Raw genomic sequence first — 839 nt, forward strand, 5'->3', positions numbered from 1 at the left:
AACAATTCCTTTCCCATCTTGCCGATGGATTTGCCGAATTGCTCCACACCCTGGGGCAGGAGGACACCCGGCTTCATGACGGCCTTGTTAATGGCCTCGTAGATCTTCTCGAAGATCACGGCTGAGGCTTGCGAGAACGTGGTGCCACCGGAAGGGTTGCCGATGTCACGCAATACGAGATCGGGCAACGGCAACTGCGTGACTTCGTCTTGTCCACCGATGAAGCTCACGTTGATGACCGCGTCCTTCACCGTCACTTTTTTGATGTGAACGGTTTTATCGAATTGTTGCCCTCTTTCATGCTCTTCGCCCTTTCCTTGTCCGTTATCATCGGAACCGGATCGCGTATTGCGCGTGACGTTCTCGTGAATCGCGCCGAGGTTGCTGCCTTCTAACGACCATTCGAAGGTAATAGCCGGTGCGACGATCAGTACCTCTTCGACAATGACGGTATCCGTCAACAGAGAATTCCTATCGACGTGCACTCGAATTTCCGGCAAGGACACGGCATAAGCGGTCTCATACTCTTCGGGGTTATTGACGACAAGCCGAGTCAAACCGGCTTGCACGCTCGTGCCGGACAACAGCGCAATATCCACGTCCTCCAGCGTCACCGGCACACCCAATATCCGGGGGCCCATGGATTCGATCCCGCCTTTGACCAGTGCGTTCAGCGACAGGCCGACCAACACCACCGCGACGATCCCGAGTACCCCTATGAGCACAAGGAATCTCACAAACACTTTCAGATGAGTCTTATTCTTTCGGCTCACGATTCAACCGGCCTTTGCCAAGGTTGTCAGAATTTTCTCTGACATGCTTTTATCGAAGTCGCCTCC

Annotated in this window: 1 protein-coding gene; it reads right to left on the reverse strand. The window is 53.9% G+C overall.

Annotated elements, in window-relative coordinates; genetic code table 11:
* Positions 1-773: hypothetical protein (locus J4F31_12535; GenBank protein ID MCE2497379.1), on the reverse strand; the 773-nt coding region annotated here is incomplete at its 3' end.
* Positions 774-839 lie beyond the last annotated feature (66 nt).

The sequence above is a fragment of the Flavobacteriales bacterium genome (assembly GCA_021296215.1).
Classification (GTDB): domain Bacteria; phylum Bacteroidota; class Bacteroidia; order Flavobacteriales; family ECT2AJA-044; genus ECT2AJA-044.